Here is a 26,096-nt window from a genome sequence, read left to right as displayed (position 1 = left end):
TATTGGACTCAGCAATTCATCGGGAATTGAGATCGTAAGAGGTGGCAGATTGCCGCCTCTTTTTTTAACCTATTTCCAATTCCAAATCTAGGGCTTCCCCTCATCAGTTATTATGAATTAATATTCACCATGAATATTAATATTAACTCTCTGCAATAAGATAGAGTGACCTTTCTCACTTAAATCGAAAAGATGTCATGCAGTTTGATAGCTTCAATAAAAAACCGAACGTCATTATTTTTTTGTTGGGCGGATATACAGGAAAAGTACTTAAAGTAGTTATATCATACTATTTTTCAATTATTTTACTGATAAAAATAAAATTATGTTAAAATAGAATTCTAGACATAGGTATAAAGGGGCAATTGCAATGAAAATAGAGGTTGGCTCTGTTATCAACGAATTAAGAATCAAACAAAATCTTACAAGAGAAGAACTGGCAAAGGATATATGTGAACCTAATACCCTGTTAGATTATGAAAGGAGCATCACTTCCCCAACAATTGATGAATTGGCACTTTTTGCGGATAAACTTAAAGTTGACCTGCCGTATTTCTTCACTACCAAAAATGAACCAATATATAATTACATAGAAACCATTAAACTTTTGATAAACAAATATAAACGTACACGTAATTTTGAAGCAATCTATGAAATAGTCCAAAAAGAAATGGCAACGGCACCGGAAAAATCGATATCTTTTTATCAATTCTTGAAATGGCATGAAGGTATATCTTTTTTTTATTTGTACAATGACAAACAAAAGGCTATAGACTTATTGAATGAGGCCATTCAGATTACAATGGGTAAACGTGTCATTTTTCATCAACAGGAGATAGAAGTTTTAAATAGTATTGGAATTATCCATTTTAAAACAAAAAATTATGAAGAGGCCATCACCATCTTCAATGAAGCACTGGAATTCATCGAGAATATTCCCCATGTGAATCAAGAAGGTACAATTGTCGTGAAGATCATTCATGGATTAGCACTGACTTTGTCTGAACTTCATTACTATCAAGAATCGCTAAATTATACCCTTAAAGGGATCAACATTTGCAATTCGACAGAATCATTATATTTATATGCAGAACTCCATCTTTTAACTGGTAAGAATCTGATTCATCTTCAGCAACCTGACGAAGGACTGCAATATATAAATAAATCCAAGAGCATTTTCAGACTTCAAAAAAACGAAGAGACTATACAAATCGTCGACCATGAATTAGAAATCATTTTACAATGCTTGTGAACTTCAACTAATAAAAAGATAGAGATTGCTGTGAATCTCTATCTTTTATAAAATAGTTCGATTCGAAGGGAAATCTCTTTAAACTATGTTATACAACCTCGTCTTTACCAAAACATATATGGTTTAATGTTATCCTCGTCCCAGCCAGCATGTACCATGCACCTCATTCTGAAATCCCTTCACTTACCAAGTGATTTTTGGGAATGCCTAATTGTTTTTAGGTCATTCTGAAAGGGCCATTCAAAATGACCTAAAAACAATGCATCACACTTCCAATCGCTATCCTATGTCAGCTATAATAGATGAATGTAACCCAACTGGAGGAAAAAAAATTGTCTAATAGAATAGGTTTAGTGCTAGACGTAGAAACAACTGGTTTACGTCCCTCTTCTGATGAAATTATCGAGCTTGCCCTTATACTGTTTACCTATAACAGCGAAACCGGGGAAATTATTAATCTTATTGATCAAGAATCATTTTTAAGGGAGCCTCTCTCCTATCAAGCAAGAATGAATTATGATCAAGCATACAGGATTCATGGAATTCCATATAGCACCGTGGAAGGAAAAAGTTTTCACGATGAAAAAATTAAATCCTTCATTGCCCGCACTGATTCGATTTTCGCACATAATGCTTCTTTCGATAGAAGTTTTCTCTACCAAATGTATCCGGAAATCAATGATCAAAAGTGGTTCTGTACGATGCGGAATGTTCCTTGGAAGCAATATGGGTTTGAGAATAGTAAACTCTTAACATTACTGCAGGCACATAATATTACCAATTTCCAAACACACAGGGCTTTAGACGATATTTCTTACCTAATGGAACTTATGAGGAAACCGGGTCCTTCAGGTCTTCCTTATTTAAAAGATGTCATTGCTAAAAATCCGATGAAGAAATATGCACCTGCTTCTCAAAAGACAAGGGTATAGCTGTTAACAACATGTACAAGTGATTAACGGGGGCTTTTTTCACGCCTTTCTTGGAAGCCCTTGGCAAATATTATCAGGATATTAATGAAAAAACAGCGACCATCATGGGTCGCTGTTTTTTCATTGTTATACAGTTGCCTCTTTCTGTTTTTCATCTAATGCACCATTCAATTTTTTATACCGGTAAATAAAGTAAATGAGTGATAATATTAATGCTACAACAAGGAATATGGCCAATATGCTAAGATTATGCCACATGAAGCTATAATCTCCTGTTGAGATGACTGCCCGAAAAGCATTAATAGAATAAGTCATCGGTAAGAATGGTGTGAATCCTTGCAGGAAGCCAGGAACCAATTCATTTGGGAATGTTCCGCCACTGCTGGTCAGTTGAAGAATCAAAATTAATAATGCTATGAACCGGCCAGGATTATCAAAGGCTGAACCTAAGAACTGAATGATAGCCATGAATGTGCAGCTAGCAAGAATGCTTACTGCAAAAAATAGCGGCAGGCTCGTAACATGAATTCCAAGTCCTAAAATTAAAATCGAGTCAACCAATATGGCTTGACAGATTCCTATGACAGCCATGACGCTGTATTTACTAATAAACCAGCTAAATCCACTTGCAGGCTTAACAGCAGGATCTCTTAACGGGAAAATGATTGTCAGGACGATTGCCCCGATAAATAAACTCAATGAAATTAAATATGGTGCAAAACTAGTGCCATAGTTCGGTACATTATTAATTGGCAATTTATCCAGTTTAACTGGGCTTGCAAACATGTCATATACTTCTTCATTGGATTTTATGTTGCCAGCTTCGTTTGCCCCATCCTTCAATTCGTCATGTAATTCTTCAGATCCATCTGAAAGTTTAGCGATTCCATCTTGTAACTTAATAGCCCCATTAGCCAGTTCTCCCATACCACTAGTAAGGCTGGATGAACCTTCTTTCAACTTATCCGTTCCTGTAACAAGACCTTTCGAGCCTTCCGAAAGCTGTGAGGTTCCACTTGATAATTGCTTTGAGCCATCTTCAAGCTGATCGAGGCCACTTACCAAGTTATTGCTGCCTTTGGTTAACTGTCCAAGCCCACTCTGTGCTGAATCTATACTGGCGCCAAAAGTTGTCAATCCAGACACCAATTGACCTTGACCATTTTTCAGTTCATTCGCTCCATTGGCGAGTTTATCCTGAGCTTGCTTCAATTGAGTAAAACCACCGCTTAGCGCACTTGTGCCTTCACCTACCTGATTTGCGCCATCACTAAGACTGTTTGAGCCTTTTGCAATATCAGATGCACTGGCTGATAGTTTTCCCACTCCTTCAGAAACACCTTTACTACCTTCACTGATGCGGGATAGAGAAGCAACCACTCCATCCAAACGCGCTTTCTCGGCTGGATCATCCGTAGCTTCTGATTGTTGTTTCAATCCGGAAATAACTTCTTCCAAACCTGCTGAGACTTCAGATGCCCCCGCTTTCGCTTCACTCGATGCTGCACTCCATTCAGATAATGCACCTGACAGCTGATCAGCACCTGCAGCTACGCCATTTGCCCCCTCTGTCAAAGCGGGCAGCTTTTCTTCTATTTGATTGAAGCCCTCTAGTGACTGTTGCAGTCCAGAAGCCAATTCACCGGTTCCCGCTTCAGATTTCTTGGCACCTTGCAAAAGCTCGGATTGTCCATCTTTCATTTGTCCAACACCTGAGCTAAACTGTTGTAACCCTTGATTGAGCTCTTTTGATCCTGCAGCTGCCGAACCGACCCCATTCGAAAAGGTCAATGATTTTTCAGCTAGTTTTTCCAGGTTTTCATGGATTTCGACGGAACCTGAATGAACGGAATCAATCCCTTCATCCACTTTTTTGGAACCTTCTTTAGCTGAGTTAATCCCATCACCAAGTTCGCTTGTTCCGTTCTTCACTGTATCTGTTCCATCTTTCAATTCTCCAGCTCCATCACTGGCACTTTTGAGTCCGTCAGCCACTTCGTTCAAATTGTCGAACATTGACTCCGCATAGGTTTTCGTTACGGCAGACGAAACTTCCCCTTTTATTCTCTCTGAAGCTGCGTCACCTATTTTAGTAGATATATAGTTGAACCCTTCATTAGACGTGTAAATTAAATCAAGTTTTTGCGGATTGTCCTCCTGTAAGGTCGTTGCATTTTTCGAAAAGTTTTTCGGGATTTCTATTTTCATGTAATAATCTTGATTTTCCAGACCTTCATTGGCTTCTTTTTGACTGACGAAATGCCAATCGAAATCCTTTTTCTCCTTTAACTCTTTGACTAAATCTTTTCCTATTGTTAGTTCCGAATCATTGAACTCGGCTCCCTCATCCATATTGACAATGGCAACAGGCAATTGGTCCACCTTACCATATGGATCCCAAAATGCCCAAAGAAACGTACCGCTGTATAATAAGGGGATCATTATGATCCCTATTATAGAAATGAGTATCATAGGGTGTTTTAGTATGGCTAAAAATTCACCCTTAAAAGATTTTAACACGCCTAACAATTCCTCCTTTACGACGAATATGCCGTTTAATTTATCTATTTCAGTGATAAATGGATTGAAGAATACTTAATTAAATCATTTGCTTCTGCAATATATATTTAATGATTTTATCTTCACCATTAATATATATAACTTTCAAAACAACTAATGACTATTTTGTTCATTCGGTCATTATCACGAAAATAATATAACACTTATATATTCTTTTATCAATATTTTTTCACTGTCTTATATCCTTTTTACTATTTTTCTCTGTACATTCTATTTTCATTTTTTTAAGAGAAGAGGCTTTTATCATCAGCTGAAAAAATCAGCCCTGTTATCATGCAAAAAAGGGCATCCCTTATGGATACCCTTTTTTACGTGAAAATAAACTATATTTGCATAATTATTGAAGCGCTTTCATATCATTTGGATATAATGCCTTTTAATTTTTCCGCCTGCCCGGTCAATGTCTCTAAAGATTCATGATACTCTCTTTCTAATTGTTTGATGATGCCGGCAGCGGTATCTATTTTTTTTATTGCCCCTACACCATGACCTGCCGACCAAATATCCCGCCACGCTTTAGACTCAGATGACTTGGACATGCTGTCAAAATCGACCTTATCTTTTTTTGCTAATTGATCTGGGTCCATGCCTTCCTTTCTTATGCTCGGTTTCAGCATATTACAATTAACGCCGGAAAATGCATCAGTCAAGATGATGTCATCATGATCAGAATCGACAAGCATTTCACGATATTCATCATTTGCCCTGCTCTCTTTTGCCACGATAAAACGTGTACCCATATAAGCAAGATCTGCTCCCGCAGCCTGAGCTGCCAAGATACTGTGACCAGTACTAATGGACCCGGCAAGCAAAATGATTCCGTCCCAGAATGTCCTTACGCTGTCAACGAAAGCAAAACTATTTATCTCACCCGCATGACCACCGGCTCCAGAAGCAACTAAGATCAATCCGTCCACACCTGACTCAGCTGCTTTTTTTGCAAATTCCACACTGCTTACATCTGAAAAGACCAAACCACCATAACTATGTACGACATCCACTACGTGTTTTGGTGAACCTAATGATGTAATGATGACGGGAGGCTGATGCTTTTTGACCAGTTCCAGCTCTTCTTCAAGACGGCTATATGTACGGTGGACAACCATATTCATTGCCCATGGAGCAATCTTGCTGTCTGGTTTTTTAACCCTTGCAGCAATCAGTGTGTCGTTTATGTCACCCATCCATTGATCCAGTACCTCTATCGGCCGCGCATTTGGCGCTGGAAATGAGCCAATCACCCCATTTAAACAGCATTCTTTCACTAACTCAGGACCAGATATTAAAAACATGGGTGCTGAGATAACTGGTAAAGATAATTGATTCCACCAATGTTCAGGCAAACTTCTTCTCATCTATGAAACCTCCCATTTTTAATACATTACCAAAATATAACACTACTAGATTATCTTACTTCTAAAATACACAATTTTCAAGAAATTAATTCAGAGCTAATTTTCATATCGTTCAGGCCATTTCAATAAAAAACACCCCGTAAATGTTAGTTTGGTGTCTAACATTTACGGGGCAGTTCAAAAACGTCCCATATACAGTTTCGATTAGTTTGAAAGCACCCATTTACGAATGGCCTTGGCCACACCGTCTTCTTCATTTGTTGATGTAACCCAATCTGCTTTTTCTTTCACAATTTCTTGGGCATTACCCATTGCAACTCCCACTTTTGCTTCAGAAATCATGGCAAGGTCATTAAGGCTGTCTCCTACCGCCATAACATTATTCATAGTAATATCGAGCAATGAACAAACAAGCTCTATAGCTTTCGCTTTATTGACGCCCATGGCATTCACTTCAATATTCGTTGGACTTGAATTGCTTATTTCAAAGTTTCCTTTTGATATCAGTTCATCCATGATGATTTGGCGGGTGGCTTCATCATTTGTATCAAAACCGAATTTAAGCCATTGCGAATCATGGATTTTTTCAGGCATTTCAGCCCTGTAAATATTATCGCAACTTATTGCCCAAAAATGTGTGCCATGTTTTTGGCTTAATTCCCACATCCATTGTATGGACTCACTATCAACGGTATTCCTTTCCACCAGTTTTCCTTGATTATCGTAAATTTCACTTCCGTTTACCGTTATGAGGTATGAGCGGAGTTCCATTGACTTTGCGAAATCACTGCATGTCGCATAGGATCTTCCTGTGCTCAATACAACAAAAACCCCTTGATTTTCAGCTTCTTTAATCGCTCTCCGGTTTTCTTCAGAAATCGCTCCTGCGATATTCAGAAGCGTGCCATCCATGTCAAGTGCAACTAATTTAATATCTGGTTTCTTCATTCTCATTCACCCTTTCTTAATCCTTCTTTATGTATCTAAGTCCATGATAGCTTATTTTGCTTACGTAAGGAAAGAACGTGAAGAATTGAACAGAGATTCCTTTGAAGGAAGGTTGTGATTTCTCCATTTTCAAATTGAGATATCAAACCTTGATGTTTTTGGATCTGAAAAAGGTCACAAAAATTTTTGTGACCTTTTTCATCAGGTTCCACTGATACTAATCAATCATATATATCCTATTCCGACACTTTATATTTTACCAGTCAATCACCTGCTACTCCTTTTCCTTTTCCATTTCATTCGATTCCTTTTCAATCTGACCTTCCCATTTTGGGACACCATCATTTTCATCAAATTCTATAATGACATCCGTTACTCCTCTTTCCTTGAATATCTCATCAAACAGCCGGTCTTTAATGTCATCAGCCTGGGCAATTGAAATATTGGGATCGAGTTCCACTTCAAGTTCTACATGAAAGTCTTCCCCTTCTTTTAATACTGCCAGTTTCTGTATATCTCTTACATCTGGGTCATCCATTACCAAAGTTCCAATCTTTTGACGCATTTCTATATCCGCTTCCCCAAGAGCACCCGCAGCATTGTCAAGGAACACCCTTCCAACTACATAGAACATACCGAGACCAATCATGACAGAAGCGACACCTTCCGCTTGAATGAAGGGCGTGAAGTTTGCCAATAAAATGGCAATTATCGCAAGCACCCCACCCCCAGTTGCCACCATATCTTCCATGAATACTAATTTCGTAGCTGGTTTGGCCCGTTTTAAACCATTAAAACTCTTAAAGATGACGGCTGCTCCTTTTGCTTCAATTCCAGTCTCATGCAACACTTCTTTCATAGCTTTAAATAAAACATATGATTCCAACACAACCGCTAAGGAAAGGATGGACAAATTGATAATGATTCCAGTTGATTCTACAGGGTGGAATATGTGATGAAACCCTTCTTTAATCGTTTCATAAGACATGATCCCGACAACCAATACCGCACCTAATAATACGAGGTTTACTAAACGCCCAAAGCCATCGGGGAATCTATCAGTTGGTGACTTTTTACTTAGTGCTGAACCAATGAAGACGAAAAACTGATTCGCAGCATCACCCAAAGTATGTAATGTTTCAGCAAACATAGCGACATTTCCTGTCATGAAATAAGCAATCCCCTTAAGTACAGCGATGATACTATTCACACAGGCAGCAATGAACGCCGATTTATTACCCTGTTTTAATAACTGAAATAACTCTTTCAAATAAAAGCCCCCCCATCTTTTCAATTATCTTAATGTATTATCCCCAACACTGGAATATATGAAACCACAAAAGGGAAAAACCCCGAACGATACGAATGGAGAATGATCTGGCATTACTTTGGTGTTTACATGTTGTACCTACCCACACACGAATATATTCCAGATCACAAAAACCTATTTGAAACTGATAATGCAATGAGATATGCATACAAAAAAGGGAGTCAGCAGCGGCTTACTCCCTTTTTTGTATAACTTCATGCATTTTAAGCGTCCATCCCCTTTTTCACTAACTTTGATGGATTATTTACTTTATATCGTATTTCTTTATTGTATTTTTTATCGACCACTTTTCCATCAAATTCGATTTCGTCCCCTTCTTCGAGCTCAGCTTTTTTTAATGTCTTGCTATATCCACACCATGCATCACCGATTGTAAGTTCGGGTTCCGTTGTCACTTTGACATTCTCCAAGAGTATGACTTCATCTTCTTCACCAGTGAAATGGTTCATTTTCGCCGTGAACTCCTTGACGGTTGCGGTGAAATGAACTTTTTCTCCAGGTAACTCCAATTTAGGTTTTGCTGTCGTCCTTTTACTTTTGGTTTTTGCCTTTTTTGGTTCTTCACTTAGCTGATCGGAAGTTTCCGTAATTGGAGCATCTATCACCTGTTCCTTTTCACTTGGTACTGCGGATGTTTCGGAAACCGGTCCACTCAACAACTCTTTTCCGAAACTGGAACTTTGCATTTCCTTTAAATAGGAAGGGTGAATGCAACTAAGCTTACCATTTTCAAATTCAACGACTACCGTGTCAAGACCGTTGCCATATTGTTCATACCCTGCTAATTTGACTTTTCCTTGAAAGCTACCGCTTTTATATAATAGTTCCCTTTTTACCGAACGGGAAGTGAATAATTTCCATTCCAATCCTTTAGCGATATAGTCCGTATCATCTAAAAAAGGGATATACTCTCCTTTTGGTGCGATATAATGAATCAAATCTTCAGCTGGAGTTTCAGCCACAGTAACCACTCCTAATCTTTTCTATAGATTATATTCTAGCAAAGGATTTCAAAGTTGCAAATGAATGAGTATCATAATCACCGTCTGCACTAAAAATCAGCCAGAAATGAAGTGATAGAAAACCGTTTATATCCAAATTTCCAACAAGTTTTTCTTCGGTATAATTACCATCCTTTTGGACCTAGCGAAAAAGGCTGCTCACTAAGAGCAGCCCTTTAATAAGAATAATCAATCTTTATGGCATATGGTTCGCCAAAAGTGGATCGGATCAATTCTTTCCTTCACCCTTCTTTTACCTCATCCATTGGCAAATGGACTGCGTTGTACTTCATTTCTCCAGAACTATAATTTTTTCTCATTTTAAACATGAGGAGAAAACCAATTGCCCACCAGCCTGCAAAAATCAGCCATTCATAAGGCCAAATTAAAGCCGCTGGCATACCTGGTAAGTATAAGGCAATAAATCCTATGCTAAGAATCAACGCGATCCAGCCCACAATATTTGATTTTCCAGCACGGAAAGGTCTTACCATCTCAGGAGCATTTTTTCTCAATTGAACAAATGCGATAGCTACGAATAAATATGCCAATACAATAGCCAGTCCGCCAGCATCCACCAACCAAACTAACATAGGTCTCCCTAATAATGGACTAATCATGGATAAAGCACCTATAAACAAAACAGCATTTGTAGGCGTATTTGTTTTCGGATGTAATTTACCAAACCAAGCTGGAATCATCTTTTTTTCCGCCATTGAATAGAGAACTCGGCTGCCGCCAATGATAAATGCATTCCAGCTCGTCAAAATACCTGCAACCCCACCTATAATCAAGATGGTTGCAAAAATGCTCGATCCATAGACTTTGGCCATTGCATCTGCCGTTGGTAATACAGAAATTGCTAATATACTTTTATCTAAAGATACTCCTACCGCGTATATAATGGCAATATACCAGATAACGGCAAGACTTACTGAAAATATAAGAATTTTCCCAATTAATTTCGGCTCAACATTCATTTCTTCAGCTGTTTGAGGTATTACATCAAAACCCACAAACATGAATGGGGTCATGATCAGTACAGTTATGATTCCTACTGTGCCATCCAAAAATAGTGGTTTTGCATCTCCCAAATCACTAGTGAATCCAGCTCCAAAGATTAACATTAAACCAATGAGACCTATAACGATGGTTAAAACCATTTGGAGAATGGCTGCCGATTTCACACCAAAATAATTAATCAGTGTAACTAATATGGAACCTATTACCCCAACAAGCACCCATGTTAAATACACATCATATCCAGTAATAGAATACATGAGTCCTACCTTATAATTTGGAAATACATATTCAATGACAGTTGGCAAAGCAACCGCTTCAAAAGCAACCACAGATATATAACCTAATGCGAGGGCCCATGATGCTACAAATGCAGCTTTAGGACCGACGCCCCTTAATACATAAGATAGGGCACCTCCAGCAGCGGGCATGGCTGAAGCTAATTCTGCATAGGTCAGACCTACAAAAGTGACCAATACTCCACCTATTAAAAATGCTATCATCGCTCCAAGTGTACCTGCTGATTCAATCCAAGTACCTGATAATACTACCCAACCCCAACCAATCATGGCCCCGAATGCCAAAAATAATATATCTACCTTAGAAAGAACTTTATTTAGACTTTTAGTTTCTTTAATGGTGATCCATCCCTTTCTTGAAAGACTGCAGAACAAAACAAAAACTTGAGAACCTTTATCAAAGAAGTAATAAAAAAACATTTGGTTGATATGTATAGAACTTATGGACATTTCACATGAAAATTGCTGACTTTAAAGAATAATTGGTTATGTATCTGATTCCACCAAATTCATCTATACCTGACTATCTTTCTCAATAAACATCCCCTCTTACTAAAAATTTGTAATAATATTTATAGTAGCAATATCCATGCCAAAAAATGTTTATTAGTTTATAAGGATTTGGATTGTTCATATCCATAGATTCGATTCATTACTGAATCGAAAAGAAAAAAAACGAATCATTTATTAATTATTCTTACTTTTTAATTCACAAACGAATCACATCTTTTTTTCTAAAAAAATTAAAAATTTCTAATAATTAATGATATCTAGAAAAAAAGAAGCCTACACTCAAAGTTTAGAGAATGTAGGCATTTTCCACTTAATTTATAAAGATATTTTCATAATTGATGATTACTGCTCTTTTTCGTATTTAACGATATAATTATAGATTATGTATTAAATAATAATAGAAATAGAAGAACCTTATTATTAAAAGTAATTAGATAAGGGCATTTGTGTTTCGAATTAAGTATCATATAAGTATTTTCCAGTACTCATCCGGAACGTGTAAACGTTCGGTCGTTACACCAATCACAAGTTCAAAAAAACTTATTGCAGCAGTAAATGTATATATGAAAAAAATAAAAACATAATCAAACATCATTGAATTATGACAAATCTGGGAAATGGATGCTGAATGTGGTTAAATTTTCATTAGAGACACAATTCATATACCCATCATTCCTTTCAATGATCTTTTTACATACATATAATCCAATTCCCGTTCCTAACTCTTTTGTTGTGACAAAGGGCTCAAAAATTGATTCGATCAATTCACTGGCAATGGCCGGTCCATTATTAGAAATTCGAATTATTTTCTCATTCGCCTCAATTAAAGAGTCTATCTTCAAAATTCTAGGATGTTCCTTATCCTTTAATGCATCAATGGAATTTATAAAAAGATTCAAGAACACTTGTTTCAACCCATCCTTGTTCGCTGTCATGACTAAGTTTGGATAAATATCTAATTCCACATTTACACTGGCATCCACAATATTCGCGTATGTCAGTTCTTGTATTTCTTCAATTAACTTTAACACGGAAATTTCTTCTCGTTGTTCCTCATTAAAATCAGATTTAGAGGTGTGCAGGAATTGGGTTATCCTGAAATTCAACTGATTTAATTCATAATCAATGATATCCAAATACTTTAAGCCTGGATTCTCCCTCTTCAATAATTTATTGAACCCCATGATAGCTGTAAGCGGGTTTCGGAACTCATGTACAAAGCTTGATGATATCTGTCCCAGTACCGCTAATTTATCTTTATGGTTTTCACTGATATAAGACTTTTTTTCCTCAATCACTTCATTTGTAAGATTCGTATATCTCGTTACGGCATGATAACTGAACGTATCAAAGTGCAAATTGATATCATTAATGAATTTCTGCATATAATAAATGGGGATATTGGCACCAAAAACATTCCTGATTATGATATTTCGCCCTAAATTAATATTATAAAGAAAATCCCCGATGTTGATATTAGCTTCAAGGCGTTCTTTCGCAACCTGGTAAGCTAATTTAATCAACACATCTTCAAACAATGCCTCCTTAAACGTTTGGATGACCAGCGAGTACATGCCATATCCATTTTCTTTAATTCTTTCTTTGTAGGGGTCTATTTCATCGATTTTAATGGTCTTGTTCCATTCATTTAAAAACAAAGATTCATTTTCTTCCAGATATTGAATCAATACATTTTTATACTTCATATGTTCAAATGACAATTCCATACTTTTGACCACCACATCCCCTTGCGGAATTTTAGATACTATATCAATAACATCATTCTATATGAGATTTTGATTTTCTGCACTTCATAAATTATTGTTTTTGAGGTTGAAATGTAGCTTGTTTTGGTAGTGCTTGCGATAACAAAGAACCAACAAATCAGGCGGGAGCAAGAAATGTCAATAAAAGGGAACCTCTTTATTCCCGCTTTTTATATCCTATGAAACTCTTACTTTCGAAAGGCAATTCCATACTTTCCCATTTTTCTATAAAGTGTATTTCGGCCGATGTCAAGTTGTTTTGCGGCGGTACTAATATTTCCATTTGTTCTTTCCAACGCTTTTCTAATAAGTTGGGTTTCATGTTCTTGAAAGTTTCTTGGTTCCCGATCGGCATCTGCCCTTTTTTCCAGTGTAGTTGAAACAGGGCAAAGTGCCCTGAGCGTGCCCCTTGTAATCGGACCATTATCAGCTAGGAATACAGCCTGGCCGAGCACGTTTTGTAATTCGCGGAAATTTCCTGGCCAAGAATATTCCAAAATGAATGATTTAGCATCGTCCGTTAGTTCGGTATATTCATTCTTATAAGGTATGTCAGCTAAAATGTATTCTGCTAACAGTAATAAATCTTTACGACTCCTTAAATTTGGAAGTTTTAATGATAATCCACACAGTCGGAAAAATAGATCGGCACGGAATTCTCCCGCTTCCATTTCTTTTTGTAAGTCTTTGTTGGTGGCGGCAATAATCCTTACATCGATTGGAATGGAAGCATGTCCGCCGACACGCGTCACACATCGTTCCTGAAGCACGCGAAGCAGAGTCGCTTGAGCTGAAAGCGGCATGTCCCCGATTTCATCCAAAAACAGGGTTCCGCCATCAGCAGCTTCGAATTTCCCCTTATGTCCGCCGCTTTTTGCGCCAGTATAGGCACCCTTTTCATACCCGAATAACTCACTTTCCAATAAGTTTTCGGGTATTGCGCTGCAGTTGATCGCGATGAACGGTTTATCACTTCTTAAGCTAACCCCATGAATGGATTGAGCGAACAGCTCTTTTCCCGTTCCACTTTCTCCAGTAATTAGCAGGCTGATATCAAGCATTGCAGCTCTTTTAGCAATGGATATGGTTTGATTCATTTGTGGATCATTACTGATCATATCGGTAAATTGATATCGATTAGTTAAACCATCATTCAATTTTTGTTTTTTTAACCGTAGGATCACGGAGGATTGATGTTCTATATTTTCACCAAGGGTTTGAACTGCGAATTCCTGGTCTTTTATTGAAATCCTTTTTCCTAAAACAAGTGGGTCTAATCCTGATATTATATTCGATATCGGTTTTTTCAATGTGCCTATAATATTTGACGCCGCAATATTGAGATTTGTAACTTTGCCCTCTTTATCGATGGTAATTAGAGGATCAGGGTATTGATCATATATAAAATAAAGGTTTTTCTCCCTTTTCTGAGTATGGGACAATTGGAGTGCCTGTTTGATACTATCAGCCAACCTCTGAACTAAACTAATGGAAAAAGGATGATAATTCTGTTGATGACTGCTTAAGTTCAAAACACCTAGTAGATGCCCATCAGGGTGATAAATGGGGGAAGCGGCACAAGTAAGGAAATGGTTATCCTGATGAAAGTGTTGATTGCCGTGAATCAATACAGGTTTTTTCTCTACTATGGCCGTTCCGATTGCATTTGTCCCTTTTGTTTCCTCTAGCCAATTGGCCCCTTTTCTGAGGGAAACATTATCTGCATGCCGTATGAAGGCTGGATCGCCAACTGTTTCGATGATATATCCTTCAGGAGCAGCAAGTAATAAAATCGACTCCAGGCCATTGATCGAACTATAGACTTCTTCTAAAAGGGGGGAAGAGTGGTACAAGAGTTCTGCGTATTGATCGTGATATTCAGCCAACTCAAATTCGCCAAGCATATCTTCCTTATCCATCATGCTTGGCTGAAGACCTTTTGAATGGCACCGCTTCCATGATTCTTGAATAAATGCCGGAATGGTTTCTTTACCTGCGTTAATATTAACAGACATTGAATAAGTCCTCCCATATGTAAAATTCAATAAACGGCAACGGTTATTTTGATTCAATTTTTCATTAAGGTCACTATAAGCTCTCTTCAGTTTCAGAGCATTAAAGGTTCATCCATATAATTTAATCATAACAGAAAATTCAGATATTAACCAAAATGAAAACTGAGTTATGCCAAATATTATACTTTTTTGCTCCATTTTGGAACACATAACTGTTCAAAATTGGAACAGTTATACGCCTTCCTTCGCTCCACTTCGATTGATTTCATTGTTTTTTTGTTATTGGCATATGACTTGCATAATTACATGACAAGAAATTGATTCCTTTTTGATGAGGAGGGAAATAATTCCAAAAACAAGAGCCTTAGATTCTAATGACTAAAGAAATTCATGCATGCCACAGATCAGCCAAAGATAAATTGAAGACATAAACATTTTACTTAGAGCACGCCATGTCCGAACAGATTTACATGATCGAACTTTACTTTGAAAAGGGGTATTATACATGGAACAAACTATTAAACTTAATCCGCGAGTGCAAGAATTCTTGAAAGGCACTAAAAAGCTTTTGATTAATGGGGAATTGGTGGAAGCTGCTTCAGGAAAAACCTTTGAGACTCTCGATCCTTCAAACGGCAAAGTTTTAGCGGTCGTGAGTGAAGCAGGTCCGGAAGATGTAGATAAAGCAGTCAAAGCAGCCCGGAAGGCATTCGACAACGGTCCTTGGAAAAAAATGAGTGCAGCGGAACGCAGTCGCCTCATTTATAAATTAGCTGATCTTATGGAGGATCATAAAGAGGCATTAGCACAATTAGATACCCTGGATAATGGTAAGCCAATTGGCGAAACCACAAATGCAGACGTCCCACTTGCAATCGAACACTTCCGTTATTACGCTGGATGGACCACTAAAATAGTGGGTCAAACAATACCTGTTGCAGGGAATTACTTTAATTATACCCGTCATGAAGCAGTTGGAGTGGTAGGACAGATCATCCCTTGGAATTTCCCTCTACTTATGGCAGCATGGAAATTAGGTGCAGCCCTCGCAACCGGATGTACGATCGTTTTAAAACCAGCGGAGCAAACGCCGCTTTCAGCATTATATTTAGGGCAATTGGCGCTTGAAGCAGGTTTTCCTCCTGGCGTACTTAATGTGATACCTGGATTTGGTGAAACAGCAGGATCACCGCTTGTAGACCATCCTGATGTCGATAAAATTGCGTTTACAGGTTCAACCTCAGTAGGGAAAATGATCATGCGCCAAGCATCGGGTACCGTGAAAAAAATCTCGTTGGAATTAGGCGGGAAATCACCTAACATCATATTACCGGATGCAGATATGAGTAAAGCCATTCCTGGTGCTTTAATGGGCATCATGTTTAATCAAGGACAAGTTTGCTGTGCCGGTTCCCGCCTGTACATTCAGAAGAAATCCTATGATAACGTAGTAGCTGACTTAGTGTCCCACGCAAAAAATATTAAACAAGGGGCCGGTCTTGATCCATCTACCCAGATAGGGCCTTTGGTATCCAGTGAACAATTGGAAAGAGTGGGCAGTTATATCGAAAAAGGGAAGTCTGAAGGAGCTGAAGTGGTTACAGGGGGCAATTACGGACAAGGAGAGGGTTATTTTGTAGCACCTACAATATTTGCTGGTGTTGAGGATGAAATGACAATCGCTAAAGAAGAAATTTTCGGTCCTGTTGTAGCTGCCATGCCTTTTGACGATTTGGACGATGTGATAAACCGTGCAAATAACTCTGAATATGGATTGGCTGCTGGTTTATGGACACAAGATGTAAAAAAAGCCCATTATGTGGCCAATGAATTAAAAGCAGGTACAGTATGGGTAAACTGCTATAACGCCTTTGATGCAGCATCTCCATTTGGCGGTTATAAACAAAGTGGAATCGGTCGGGAAATGGGCAGTTATGCATTGGATAATTATACGGAAGTTAAAAGTGTATGGATTAACTTAAACTAATAAATACGCACTATATCAAACAGGGATCGATTGGCCCAGATAGATATAGTGATCGGAATGCAGCTGGAATTTTTAAGATTAATCATATTCTTTTAATGGATTAAGACAAAAGAGCATATCATCGTTTCCTTAAATAGTTGCAAAAGGGTGTACCAAAGTCAGGACTTTGGTACACCCTTTCCTTGTTTTGGTAACTTATTTCAATTCGGGCTTAGACAAAAAGATGAGACCTTTCATTTGCGAAAGGTCTCTTGGTCCCCATTATCCATTACGTTCAATTTGCATTTTATCGCTGTTTGCTTTCTCTTTTTCTATCTTTTGCTGTCTTGAAGTTCCAGCAACCAGGATTCCAATCACGACAATTGCTTCAAATCCATATTTGATGAAGGGATTTACAAAGTAGTCGTGCATGAACGGTTCAGCTACAATCATTTTAGAAGCTGTCCAGCCTAGAATTCCCGCACCAATTATTATGATGAATGGGAAGCGTTCAATCAGTTTCAAGATCAAAGTGCTTCCATACATCACTACTGGAATGGATACAAGTAAACCGATTACCACTAAAGTGAAATTACCATGAGAAGCTCCTGCAACCGCTAGGACATTATCCAATCCCATCAAAGCATCTGCAATAATAATGGTTTTTATGGCAGCCCACATGGAATCTGCAGGCTTCAAATCGTGTTCTTCTTCATCGATAAGGAGCTTATAAGCGATCCATACCAGAAGTAATCCCCCTATTAAATGCAGTCCAGGCACCTTTAAGATTACGACAACCAGCAGCGTTGCAATGATCCTTATCACGATTGCCCCGACCGCTCCCCATATTATCACCTTTTTTTGCTGATCTTTTGGAAGCTTTCTTGCAGCCAATCCAATAAGGATCGCATTATCACCAGCAAGAACCAAATCTATCATAATGATCGCTAAAAGTCCTGAAATAAATTCACCTGATAAAAAATCCAATACATTTTCCTCCTTTATACAAAAATAAAGAGACCTCTGCCATAAATGGCAAAGGTCTCGCTAAGCACTAAATGAATTAGGCCAATAAAGCCGGTGGAATTCCCACGTAATGACGACTTTATTTCAGGTTATCCCTGACGCTACTCCCCTTCACGGGAATAAAGTATATGTAATTCTTTTGATATCTTTCCATTAGGAAACTACCAAGAAAATTTATCACTAATCAATTATACCAAAAATACAAATAAAATAAAGTAAAAAATAAGGAATGTTAGTGCACATTCTTTTTGGAAAACATATGTTCATTTCACTTTTACTAATCTTTCAAGTGCAAACATTCACCGCTGACGGGCTATAATATTAGAGATTGGAAGGTTATTCATCAACTTTACCTAACCAACAACCGATAATTTCAGTCCATCATCCCTTCCAAATATCGACATAATTCGTTTCCTAGGTTCGTGATATCGCTCAAATCCTTCCCCCATAGATATTGATTACTTAAGGTGGCCTCTATCAATTGTCTAAGTGGGATTTCCCCCTTATCATAACGAAGCCATTGTTCCTTGAAAAATTCAATTGTCTTTATATCATCTTTAACGACGTAGACTTTACCCGCAAAGCTTTTACCAATATAACTCCCCTTCACTTCGTGAACCTTATAAAATCGGATCAAGCCTGAAAAACCTCGTACGATACAGTCAGGCAGCCTGCCACGCGCCTTATGATATTCCTCTAAGGTAGGCAGGAGACGGACCTTGAACTTCGAAATGCTATTCAGCGAAATATCGGCCAGGAGGTGATGTACAAAAGGATTCTTAAATCGCTCAAGAACACTTTCCCCATATAACATCATCTCATTTTGATCAAAAGGTAATGATGGAATTATTTCCTTTTCGATGGCATTGCTCAGAAATTGGTTGAATTCCGGATGATCGATTGCCTGTTTTACTTCTTCCATTCCAGATAAAATGCCTAAAGGAGCCATCAAGGTATGAGAACCATTAAGAATCCGTACCTTCCTCATTTGATAAGGTGTTAAATCTTTTACCCAACGTACATTTAAGCCTGCTTGTTGTAAAGGAAGACGTTGATCAATACAAGGGTCACCTTCAATAGCCCATAAATGGTAGGGTTCTGCCGTATTTAGCAGAGTATCCTTATATCCCCATTCCGAAAATAGTTTTTCCGACTCACTGGCTGGGAATCCTGTAACGATACGGTCTACAAGCGAGTTTAGGAATAGGTTGTCCCGGTCCACCCACTTCATGAATGGCTTTGGTAAATCCCAATCCCTGCAATGCTTAAGAACGCATTGCTTCAATGAATCACCATTTCTCTCTAAAAGCTCGCAAGGCAGCATGATCAGTCCTTTTTTCGCATCTCCGTTGAAATGCAAATAACGATGATACAAAAAAGCAGTCAGTTTTCCTGGAAAGGATTCAATTGGTTTTCCTTCTTCCAAAGGAATCAACTGGTATTTGAGCCCTGCTTCAGTCGTGTTGGAAACTACAAATTCCAATTCAGGATTTTCCGATAACGCTAAAAATTCCACCCAATCTTCATATGGATCAATTACCTTCGAAAAAACGGAAATGATCTCTGTATGTTCCATTTTCTCCCCTTGGTGAAAACCACGTAACATTAATGTATACAGGCCATCCTGCCGCTTCACTTCCTCTATTTTCCCTTTTCCGGCGCGGCGAGGCTGGGTAACTGCAATACTTCCCATGAAATGACCTTGTTTATTACATTCATGAATCATCCAATCAAAGAAGCCTCGAAGAAAATTCCCCTCCCCAATCTGCAATACTTTTATGGGAAAATCCATCATATGTGAATATTTGACAGCTTTTGTAGCTTTACTCAGATTCTTTAGCTGACATTTATTTATGTTCATGATCAAAGAACACCTTTCTTATTGAAATATCCAATTCGGAGTGCGATTTAGAAGGTTGCCCTTATGACAGCATACGTAATGCTTAAATTTCGACGATAGCCTTGATCACTTTGGCTTCAGGAGTTAACCACCCTTCAAACTGATTGATCATTTCATCCAAATGTGTGCGGTGTGTAATATACTGGCCCATATCCAGCTTGTCATTCTTCAGCGTATTCACGACATAATCAAAGTCATCCCTTGTTGCATTACGGCTTCCCATTAATGTAAGCTCTTTACTGTGGAATTCAGGATCATTAAAGGAAATATCCGCTTTAACTAACCCAACATAAATCACCCTTCCGCCGTGAGCAGGATATTTAAATGAATCCATCATTGACTTAGCATTACCTGTCGCATCAAATACCACGCTTGGCATATCTCCATTTGTCAATTGGGCTAATTCCTCCATTGGATTCTCCAAAACGTTCAACGTATAATCGACATTTGCCCATTGGCCAGCAAACGCAAGGCGTTCATCATTTACATCCATTGCGATCACCTTCGCACCCTGTTCTTTAGCGAATGCCATGACTCCCAAGCCAATTGGACCAGCTCCAATTACCAGTGCAAATTCCCCTATTTGAATAGCAGCGCGCCTAACTGCGTGAGCCCCTATACTTAATGGCTCTATCATTGCGGATTGGTCAAGTGTAAGACCCTCTGTTCTCACCAAATGATTATAATGAACCGTCATCCACTCACTCATGCCGCCTTCAGCATGTACACCCAAAACTTTCATATCCGTACAGCAGTTCGTTTTCCCACTTCTGCAAGCCAGGCATTTTCCACATTCCATATAGGGGATGATCGATACTTGATCCCCTACATTCAGCCCTGATTCATTCTCCGGTATGGATTCAATATAACCGGATAATTCATGTCCAAGTATTCGAGGATAGCTAAAAAAGGGTTGATTACCACCATAGGCATGAATATCCGTACCGCAAATTCCTATTCGCCGCACACGAACCAAAGCTTCGCCTGAGTTTGGAACCGGTTTTTCCGTCTCGATCATCTTAAATTCAAAAGGTTGTTCACAAACAATACTTTTCACTGAATAACACTCCTTTTTAGTATCTTAATAGATTACACCTGTTAGAGAATGACGCCTTCTTTAAAGATGCTTATCTCCCTATAACCGAATTTTTCATTATTCGTTTTCTTTTTACCTGATGAAAGTTCAAGAATGTATTGGAATAAACCGTCTTTTAATTCCTCGATCTTTTGACCTTCAATCAACTGCCCTGCATTATAATCAATCCAGTGTTTTTTACGATCGGCTAAATCTGAATTCGTTGCTATTTTCACGGTTGGCACCGGTCCGCCAAATGGTGTTCCCCTTCCCGTAGTGAACAGAACGATATGTGCACCTGCTGCTGCCAAAGCCGTCACCGAAATCAGATCATTTCCAGGAGAATTGATTAAATTCAAACCATGCTTCACTACCCTTTCACCATATGGGTTAACATCCACTACAGTGGCATGGCCGCCTTTTTGCGTGCACCCAAGTGATTTTTCCTCCAGCGTACTTATGCCGCCTTCCTTGTTTCCAGGTGAAGGGTTTTCATAAATTTCCTGATCATGGCGAATGAAATACTGTTTGAAATCATTAATAAGGTCAACGATTTTATTGAAGGTTTCTTCATCTCTTGCCCTGTTCATCAATATCGTTTCCGCTCCAAACATTTCAGGAACCTCTGTCAATATCGTGGTCCCGCCATTTTCTACAATAAGGTCGGAAACCGCACCAACCAATGGATTAGCGGTAATGCCTGAAAAACCATCGGAACCCCCGCATTTCAGGCCTATTTTCAGCTTTGAAACCGGTACGGGCTTGCGTACGAATCCTTCGGCATATTCCACTAATTCTCCCATTAAACGTAAGCCGCTCTCCAATTCATCTTGAACCTCCTGGGCTTTTAAAAATTTAATGCGATTTGGAGGAAATTCGCCTATGACCTCTTTAAATGCTTCGATTTGATTGTTCTCACATCCTAACCCTACAACTAAAACCCCTGCTGCATTTGGATGTTGAGCCAAGGCAGCTAAAAGTTTCTGTGTATGTGTCAAATCATCTCCCAATTGAGAACAGCCGTATGGGTGGGAAAAGTGATGAATCCCATCGATTTGTCGATCCTTAAACTGCTCATTTCCCATTTTAGCGAGAATTTCACATGTTTTATTGATGCAACCAACCGTGTTGATGATCCAGATTTCATTCCGGATACCCACTTCCCCATTTTCACGGATATATCCTTGGAAGGTATGATCTTGACTTGGCTCTTTTGTATGTTGACTGCTAGGTTGATAGGAATAATCCAATATACCATGCAAACCGGATGCTAGATTATGGGTGTGAACCCAATCGCCAATTGAGATATCTTCTTTAGCTTTTCCGATCGAGTAGCCGAATTTGATTACGTCCTCCCCTCGTTTTATCGGTTTCACTAACATTTTATGCCCTTTAGGAATGTCATCACTTGCCTTTATATGGATCATTCCCCTGTCTTCCGTTTGAATATGGAGGCTCTGTCCTTTATGAATCCCCTCCAAGGAAATAACAACATCATCATTTGAATGCAATTGAACAAATTTATTCATTTTGTCCCCTCCTTTTCATGAGTGAAGACGTTCAAAACCAAACGCCAATCCATTCCGAAAGCCCTTTCATTTTTCGCTTGAACTTTTTTAATTTTTAAATCTATTTTAATTTTAACATCAATTTTTGAAATATAAATTGCATATTTTGCTATAAATATACTCATTCTTGTTGTATTATACTTTCAGGAGATGAACGAAATGAAAAAAATTCATAATATATTAAATCATGATTTACTCTTCCCATTTTCTTTTGTCTATCAGGATACGAAAAGTCCCCAGAATGAATTGTCCGATCATATGCATGACTATTATGAAATTGTTTATGTTTATAACGGTAAGGGGACCTTTTTTATTGGTGATGTGTTTTATGATATGCAGCAAGGGGATGTATTCCTGATCCCTAATAATACAATTCATAGGGCTTTACCCAATATGGACGCCCCTGTTACCTCCACCATTATCTTTTTCAGTCCCACATTGATATATAAAGATATGGTTGATGATTCTTTTTCATATTTACATTTGTTTGACCTGACAAAAAAGAGTAAGAATTATAAAATATCATTGCCGAAAAATAAACAAGAAAAGATGGAGGAACAGCTACAACTCATCCTGAAAGAAACCACTAGCCAATCAATGGGCTCGAGGCATGCTTGTTTGCTGACCGTTCATCAAATCATACTTGATTTATACCGTACCCGGATAAATGGCAAAGTGGATATACCAGAGGGCAATAGCTATAGTTCAGAATGGATCAAAGATATTTTAATTTATATTAATGAACATATCGATGAATCATTGACTTTGACGACACTTGCACAAAAAGCTTTGGTCAGTCCCGCTCATTTCAGCAGAGTTTTTAAGGAAACGACTGGAATTGGATTAATAGTATATTTAAATACGAAAAGAATCATCAAGGCAAAGGAACTTTTGCTGGAAACGAATCACACCATTGCCCATATTGCTGAGATGTGTGGTTTTGAAAGCATGCCCCAATTTTTTCGCACCTTTAAAAAATACAATAAAAAAACACCTGCAACATTTCGAAAAGAAAATCGGATGCGCTAAGCATGCCTAGTAAACATGAAAAATGGAAGTGTCTTCCCTTGATATTTCCTTTGGGAGACACTTCCATTCTAACAATCTATTACACAGGCTTTACTATCGGTCTTACAAAACGGATGACTGCAAGCGATGCAACGATGGCCAATCCTCCTGCAAGCAAGAATGCAACTGTGTATGTGCCTGAGGTATCGACAATATACCCTGTTAACGTCGGTCCGATGATACCTGCTGTATTTGCCAAGAAATGCATAAAACCTCCAACAGATCCAACATTACCAGGGTCGACAACATCGTTGACGATTGCCCAGTAAATGGCACCAGTCAAATATAGGAAGAAGACGGAAAGTGCGACAAGCGTTACCGCACTGACCGTTGTGGATACAAGTCCGGCAAAACCGATACATACCGCCGATAAGAACAAACATGTTACAAGCACGAGCTTACGTGAGAATAAAACACCTTTTTGAGCGAATTTTTTAGAGAAGAAATCCGACACGAATCCACCCAAAGCAAGTCCGATGAATCCAAAAATCCAAGGAATCACTGTAATGATGCTCATATTTTCTACACTTAGGCCGCGTGCATCCACCAAATAGCTTGGGAACCAAGTTAAGAAAAAGAAGAGAATATAATTGTAAGAAAAAAAGGCTAGAGCTGTAAATAAAACCGTTTTTTGTTTTAAATAAAAGGTGAATTTCACCTTTCCTTCCGATGTTGCCGCTACATAAGATTTCCCAGTATGTTTCTGTTCTTTTGACTCTTCTGGTTTTTCTTTAACGAACTTCCACCAGCAAATCGCCCATATCAGGCCAATCACCATAATGGCAATGAAAGAAACTCTCCATCCATATGAGATGGCAATAAATCCAACTATAGGACCTGCAATCGCGCCACCAAGCGGCGTCCCGCTATTCGTCAAACCAACGACAGATGCCCGCTGATTCGCTGGGAACCAGTTATTCACCATTTTATTGATGGTTGAAGAAAGAGGGCCTTCGCCCATCCCAAACAGTATGCGGATGATTATCATACTTGCAAAACCGACAGCAAGTACAAGTGCACCACTGAATAAAGACCAAACGATCATCGCCACGAAGAGCGTGATCTTTGCACCCCATTTATCGGACGCCATTCCTCCAAGGAAATTAAATATGGCATAACCAACTGAAAAGCTACTAAAAATAATCCCCATCTGTGTTGCTGTTAAGGATAAATCATCTTGGATGAACGGAGCTGCAATGGACAGTGCAGATCGGTCCAGATAATTTATTACACCTGCCAAGAACAAGAAAACGATGACCATTCCTCTACCATTTGAAAACATAAAGTACCCCCCTATACGTTTCAATAAATGCAGCAGCATTTTTGGCAACGTTTCCATTTAATAACCAAGAGTAAAGTCTATATGAACTTTAACTAAATCGGTTTAGAATTCCCGTAAAAAAGCGCTTTCTTTTTCACAGGAATTCTTACATCCGGTTCTAGCAAGAATTCCTTGAAAGCAAAGTCGGTTTCAAGCGATGCACGCTTGTATCCTCTATTCCTATTTTATTGATTTGACTAAGCAGTAACTCTGCTGCCAAGTTGGCCATTTCAATGGCTGGCTGATTTACCGTTGTGATGGTCGGTGTATAGAAACTGGCATAGGGCACATCATCGATCCCTATGACCGCTATGTCATCAGGTATATTGATTTCGTGCTGTTTCATATAACGCAACACTTCATTAAGCACGATATCATTTCCTGCCAAAATGGCTTGAGGCGGCTTTTCCAATTCGAAAAATTCTGAAAGTGCAACCGGAATTTCATCTGCATTCACTGTTTTAATATATTCAGAATTGAATGGTATCCCATGTGTCGCGAGTGAATCCTTGTACCCTTGGATCCGTTCGATACGAGGACTGATATCGCGTATTATTGAAGTGGTTATGATTGCAATGGTTTTATAACCCTTTTCAATAAACCTGTCGATCGCTAACTTGGAAGCAAGGTGATTATCGAGCATGACTGTTGCAATATCCAATTCTTCGATCGTCCTATCCATGAAAACAATCGGGAAATGATCACTCTTCATACGTTGATATAAATCAAGGTTGTCCCCTGTGGGGAATATGATGATCCCATCCACTTGTTTAGCTCTTAGCATTTCAATATAATTCTTTTCCTTTTCAGGATTGTCATCTGCATTGCATACGATAATATGGAACCCTTGTTCATAAAAGTAGTTTTCTATAGCTCTAATAACCTGAGTTGAAAACGTGTGAAGGATATTGGCAACCACCACCCCAACGGTAAAAGTGGACTTTTGTTTTAAACTGCGTGCTATTATATTAGGCTGATAGTTTAACTCTTCTATTGTTTCTTCAATCTTTTTCCTGGTTTTTTCACTCATATATTCGTAACGTTTATTCAGGTATTGGGAAACTGTGCTTTTTGATACTTTCGCGTGATTGGCGACATCAGTAATTGTAATGGTTTTCATTTCATTCATCCCTGTCGTGTGATTTCGATATATAAGGAATA

18 protein-coding genes are annotated in these 26,096 nt (G+C 38.5%); 4 read left to right on the top strand and 14 right to left on the bottom strand.

Going from position 1 to position 26,096, the window contains the following annotated elements; genetic code table 11:
• The first annotated feature begins 370 nt into the window (after window positions 1-370).
• Together N9I19_RS16060 and N9I19_RS16055 are read left to right on the top strand one after the other, a co-directional pair.
• The gene (locus tag N9I19_RS16060; protein ID WP_317778374.1) at window positions 371-1,252 is read left to right on the top strand and encodes a tetratricopeptide repeat protein; all 882 of its coding nucleotides are present in this window, start codon (window positions 371-373) and stop codon (window positions 1,250-1,252) included.
• Between the two features lie 332 nt (window positions 1,253-1,584).
• Window positions 1,585-2,184 (top strand): exonuclease domain-containing protein, encoded by a 600-nt coding sequence (locus N9I19_RS16055; RefSeq protein WP_284470595.1) that lies wholly within the window; start codon window positions 1,585-1,587, stop codon window positions 2,182-2,184.
• 126 nt (window positions 2,185-2,310) lie between these two features.
• Here the strand turns inward: N9I19_RS16055 and N9I19_RS16050 are convergent, their stop codons facing one another.
• The 8 genes from N9I19_RS16050 to N9I19_RS16015 form a co-directional block, all read right to left on the bottom strand.
• Window positions 2,311-4,704 (bottom strand): YhgE/Pip domain-containing protein, encoded by a 2,394-nt coding sequence (locus N9I19_RS16050; RefSeq protein WP_317778372.1) that lies wholly within the window; start codon window positions 4,702-4,704, stop codon window positions 2,311-2,313.
• A gap of 416 nt (window positions 4,705-5,120) precedes the next feature.
• Window positions 5,121-6,119 carry an NAD(P)H-dependent flavin oxidoreductase gene (locus N9I19_RS16045; RefSeq protein ID WP_284470593.1) on the bottom strand — a complete coding sequence of 333 codons (999 nt, stop codon included), beginning with the start codon at window positions 6,117-6,119 and terminating at the stop codon, window positions 5,121-5,123.
• 204 nt (window positions 6,120-6,323) lie between these two features.
• Entirely contained in the window at window positions 6,324-7,073 is a 750-nt protein-coding gene (locus N9I19_RS16040; protein ID WP_317778371.1) for a Cof-type HAD-IIB family hydrolase, read from the bottom strand.
• A 268-nt stretch (window positions 7,074-7,341) separates the two neighbouring features.
• A complete protein-coding gene (locus N9I19_RS16035; RefSeq protein WP_317778370.1) occupies window positions 7,342-8,337 on the bottom strand; it encodes a cation diffusion facilitator family transporter in 996 nt (331 codons plus the stop codon).
• 263 nt (window positions 8,338-8,600) lie between these two features.
• The gene (locus N9I19_RS16030; protein ID WP_317778369.1) at window positions 8,601-9,359 is read right to left on the bottom strand and encodes a hypothetical protein; all 759 of its coding nucleotides are present in this window, start codon (window positions 9,357-9,359) and stop codon (window positions 8,601-8,603) included.
• Window positions 9,360-9,640: 281 nt separating this feature from the next.
• A complete protein-coding gene (locus N9I19_RS16025; RefSeq protein WP_375166290.1) occupies window positions 9,641-11,062 on the bottom strand; it encodes an APC family permease in 1,422 nt (473 codons plus the stop codon).
• Between the two features lie 767 nt (window positions 11,063-11,829).
• Window positions 11,830-12,957 carry a histidine kinase N-terminal domain-containing protein gene (locus tag N9I19_RS16020; protein ID WP_284470589.1) on the bottom strand — a complete coding sequence of 376 codons (1,128 nt, stop codon included), beginning with the start codon at window positions 12,955-12,957 and terminating at the stop codon, window positions 11,830-11,832.
• A gap of 227 nt (window positions 12,958-13,184) precedes the next feature.
• On the bottom strand, window positions 13,185-15,011 hold the full coding sequence (locus tag N9I19_RS16015; protein ID WP_317778368.1) for a sigma-54-dependent Fis family transcriptional regulator: 1,827 nt from the start codon (window positions 15,009-15,011) through the stop codon (window positions 13,185-13,187).
• Window positions 15,012-15,516: 505 nt separating this feature from the next.
• On the opposite strand from N9I19_RS16015, the gene N9I19_RS16010 reads away from it, so the two are divergent.
• Complete coding sequence (locus N9I19_RS16010; protein WP_089363397.1) at window positions 15,517-16,998, top strand: aldehyde dehydrogenase family protein; 1,482 nt, start codon at window positions 15,517-15,519, stop codon at window positions 16,996-16,998.
• A 261-nt stretch (window positions 16,999-17,259) separates the two neighbouring features.
• Here the strand turns inward: N9I19_RS16010 and N9I19_RS16005 are convergent, their stop codons facing one another.
• The 4 genes from N9I19_RS16005 to N9I19_RS15990 all read right to left on the bottom strand — a co-directional run bounded on the left by N9I19_RS16005 (window position 17,260) and on the right by N9I19_RS15990 (window position 22,507).
• The gene (locus N9I19_RS16005; RefSeq protein WP_061463437.1) at window positions 17,260-17,964 is read right to left on the bottom strand and encodes a TerC family protein; all 705 of its coding nucleotides are present in this window, start codon (window positions 17,962-17,964) and stop codon (window positions 17,260-17,262) included.
• A 412-nt stretch (window positions 17,965-18,376) separates the two neighbouring features.
• On the bottom strand, window positions 18,377-19,864 hold the full coding sequence (locus N9I19_RS16000; RefSeq protein WP_317778367.1) for a tagaturonate reductase: 1,488 nt from the start codon (window positions 19,862-19,864) through the stop codon (window positions 18,377-18,379).
• Between the two features lie 82 nt (window positions 19,865-19,946).
• Window positions 19,947-20,960: a zinc-binding alcohol dehydrogenase family protein gene (locus N9I19_RS15995; protein WP_317778366.1), complete on the bottom strand. Its 1,014-nt coding sequence runs from the start codon at window positions 20,958-20,960 to the stop codon at window positions 19,947-19,949.
• Between the two features lie 41 nt (window positions 20,961-21,001).
• Entirely contained in the window at window positions 21,002-22,507 is a 1,506-nt protein-coding gene (locus tag N9I19_RS15990; RefSeq protein ID WP_317778365.1) for a UxaA family hydrolase, read from the bottom strand.
• A 198-nt stretch (window positions 22,508-22,705) separates the two neighbouring features.
• On the opposite strand from N9I19_RS15990, the gene N9I19_RS15985 reads away from it, so the two are divergent.
• A complete protein-coding gene (locus N9I19_RS15985; RefSeq protein ID WP_317778364.1) occupies window positions 22,706-23,575 on the top strand; it encodes an AraC family transcriptional regulator in 870 nt (289 codons plus the stop codon).
• Window positions 23,576-23,654: 79 nt separating this feature from the next.
• Here N9I19_RS15985 and N9I19_RS15980 read toward each other — a convergent pair whose 3' ends face one another.
• Both N9I19_RS15980 and N9I19_RS15975 read right to left on the bottom strand, forming a co-directional pair.
• Window positions 23,655-24,896: an MFS transporter gene (locus tag N9I19_RS15980; RefSeq protein ID WP_089363392.1), complete on the bottom strand. Its 1,242-nt coding sequence runs from the start codon at window positions 24,894-24,896 to the stop codon at window positions 23,655-23,657.
• A 157-nt stretch (window positions 24,897-25,053) separates the two neighbouring features.
• A complete protein-coding gene (locus N9I19_RS15975) occupies window positions 25,054-26,055 on the bottom strand; it encodes a LacI family DNA-binding transcriptional regulator (protein ID WP_317778363.1) in 1,002 nt (333 codons plus the stop codon).
• Window positions 26,056-26,096 lie beyond the last annotated feature (41 nt).

Source organism: Peribacillus sp. CSMR9, from assembly GCF_033141925.1.
GTDB lineage: Bacteria > Bacillota > Bacilli > Bacillales > DSM-1321 > Peribacillus > Peribacillus simplex_A.
The sequence above is the reverse complement of the archived record's forward strand: the minus strand, read 5'-3'. Positions and strand labels throughout refer to the sequence as shown.